The organism is Aquabacterium sp. (genome assembly GCF_035476535.1).
Lineage (GTDB): Bacteria > Pseudomonadota > Gammaproteobacteria > Burkholderiales > Burkholderiaceae_C > Pseudaquabacterium.
In genome coordinates, this window is record NZ_DATILJ010000072.1 from 1 (window position 1) to 2,812 (window position 2,812).

The 2,812-nt window shown below is 67.9% G+C and carries 2 protein-coding genes; both read right to left on the reverse strand.

Annotated elements, in window-relative coordinates; genetic code table 11:
- Positions 1-127 precede the first annotated feature (127 nt).
- Complete coding sequence (gene hutI / locus VLK61_RS07165; protein ID WP_325419640.1) at positions 128-1,381, reverse strand: imidazolonepropionase; 1,254 nt, start codon at positions 1,379-1,381, stop codon at positions 128-130.
- Positions 1,382-1,411: 30 nt separating this feature from the next.
- Positions 1,412-2,812 (reverse strand): urocanate hydratase (hutU, locus tag VLK61_RS07170; RefSeq protein ID WP_325419642.1); only part of this gene is annotated, 1,401 nt, incomplete at its 5' end.

The following is a 2,812-nucleotide window of genomic DNA, read 5'->3' on the forward strand; positions in this document are numbered from 1 at the left end:
CCCCGAACGCGTACATCGCGCCGAAGATCAACGCGAACAGCAGGTGCGTGGCGGCCACCATGGACCAGCCACGGAAGACGGGGGAAGGCGGTGCGGAGTGCTGCACGGGGCTGCGCCTGAAGTGGTGTCAGGGCGATGCGGCGATGCGGCCCTGGCGCACGATGCTGCGCACTGGCCGCTGGCCGAACCAGTAGGCGAGTTCGGCCGCGTCCTGCACGTTCCACAACACGAAGTTCGCCGGCCGGCCCACTCCCAGCGTGCCATGGGTGTCCTGCAGGCCCAGCGCGCGCGCCGCGTGCCGGGTGATGCCGGCCAGGGCCTCGGGCACGGTCAGGCGGAACAGCGTGCAGGCCATGTTGGCCATCAGCAGCAAGCTCAATGCGGGCGATGTGCCTGGGTTGTGGTCGGTCGATACCGCCATCGGCACGCCGGCCGCGCGCAGCGCCGCGATCGGCGGCAGGTGCGTGTCGCGCAGTGTGTAGTAGGCGCCGGGCAACAGCACGGCCACGCTGCCGGCCGCGCGCATGGCGTCGATGCCGGCTTGCGACAGATGCTCGATGTGGTCGCACGACAGCGCGCCATAGCGCGCCGCCAACGCCGCGCCGCCCATGTCGGAGAGCTGCTCGGCATGCAACTTCAGCGGCAGGCCCAGGGCCTGCGCGGCCCGAAATACCTGCTCGGTCTCGGCCAGCGAAAACGCGATGCGCTCGCAGAACACATCCACCGCATCGACCAGCCCTTCGGCGGCGAGCGCAGGCAGCATCTGCTGGCACACCAGATCGGTGTAGTCCTGGCTGCGGCCCGCGTACTCGGGCGGCAGCGCGTGCGCGCCAAGAAACGTGGTGCGCACGGTGACGCCATAGGCTTCGCCCAGGCGCCGTGCCACGCGCAGTTGCTTGCGTTCGTGTTCCAGCGCAAGGCCATAACCGGACTTGATCTCGATGGCGCAGACGCCTTCGGCCAGCAGGCATTCGAGCCTTTGCGCCGCGCTGACGAACAGATAGTCTTCACTCGCCTCGCGGGTGGCGCGCACGCTGGAGACGATGCCTCCGCCGGCCTTGGCTACCTCTTCGTAGCTCGCGCCGGCAAGCCGCATGGCGAACTCGTTGGCACGCTGGCCGCCGTAGACCAGGTGGGTGTGGCAATCGACGAGGCCGGGCGTCACCAGCGCACCGTTTCCGTCGAAGCGCGGCAGTGCGGCGAATTCGGCCGGCAGCGCGCTGCGTTCGCCGATCCAACGGATCCGGCCCTGCGCCACGACGATCGCGGCCTCGGCGTCCGCGGCATCCGCGGCGAGTTGGCCGGCATCGGCCTGTGCATCGGGCATCAGGCGCAGATGGTCCCAGACGCCATCGGCGCTGGGGTAGCTTGCTGTGGTCATGCTGGCGAAACGCTGCAATGCGGCGACGGCTTACTTGACCATGGGCAGCTTCAAGCCTTGCTTCTTCGCGGTCGCGACCGCGATGTCGTAGCCCGCATCCGCGTGGCGCATCACGCCAGAGCCGCTGTCGTTGACCAGCACGCGTGCCAGCCGCTCGGCGGCGGCATCGGTGCCGTCGGCCACGATGACCATGCCGGCATGCTGCGAGTAGCCCATGCCGACGCCGCCGCCGTGGTGCAGGCTGACCCAGGTGGCGCCGCCGGCGGTATTCAGCAGGGCGTTGAGCAGCGGCCAGTCGGAGACAGCGTCGGTGCCGTCCTTCATGGATTCGGTTTCGCGGTTCGGGCTGGCCACCGAGCCGGTGTCCAGGTGGTCGCGGCCGATCACGATCGGCGCCTTGAGTTCGCCGTTCTTCACCATTTCGTTGAAGGCCAGGCCCGCCAGGTGGCGCTCACCCAGGCCGAGCCAGCAGATGCGTGCGGGCAGGCCCTGGAAGCTGATGCGCTCGCGTGCCATGTCCAGCCAGCGGTGCGTGTGCTTGTTCTCGGGGAACAGTTCCTTGATCTTGGCGTCGGTCTTGTAGATGTCTTCCGGGTCGCCCGAGAGCGCCACCCAGCGGAACGGGCCCTTGCCTTCGCAGAACAGCGGGCGGATGTAGGCGGGCACGAAGCCGGGGAAATCGAAGGCGTTCTTCACGCCCTCGTCGAACGCAACCTGGCGGATGTTGTTGCCGTAGTCGACCGTGGGAATGCCCATGGCCTGGAAGTCGAGCATGGCCTGCACATGCACGGCGCAGCTGCGGGCCGCCGCAGCCGTGAGCTGGGCGTGCTGCTCGGGGTTCTTCTGTGCGGCCTGCCATTGCGCCACGCTCCAGCCACTGGGCAGGTAGCCGTTGATCAGGTCGTGGGCCGAGGTCTGGTCGGTCACCAGGTCGGGCCTGATGCCACCGGCCTGACCCGATTTCACGCGCTTGACCAGCTCGGGCAGCACGTCGGCGGCGTTGCCCAGCAGGGCGATGGAAACAGCTTCCTTCCTGTCGCAGTGGTGCTTGATCAGCGCCAGCGCGTCGTCGATGTCCTTGGCCTGCTTGTCCACATAGCGCGTGCGCAGGCGAAAGTCGATGCTGCTTTGCTGGCACTCGATGTTGAGCGACACGGCACCGGCCAATGTTGCGGCCAGCGGCTGCGCGCCGCCCATGCCGCCCAGGCCCGCGGTCAGGATCCACTTGCCGGCCAGGCTGTTGTTGTAGTGCTGGCGGCCGGCTTCGACAAAGGTCTCGAAGGTGCCTTGCACGATGCCCTGGCTGCCGATGTAGATCCAGCTGCCGGCAGTCATCTGGCCGTACATGAACAGGCCCTTGCGGTCGAGCTCATTGAAGTGTTCCCAGTTCGCCCACTTGGGCACCAGGTTGGAGTTGGCGATCAGCACGCG

Coding starts and splice junctions, on each gene's coding strand:
- hutI (WP_325419640.1), bottom strand. CDS start 1,381: ATGACCACAGCAAGCTACCCCAGCGCCGATGGCGTCTGGGACCATCTG.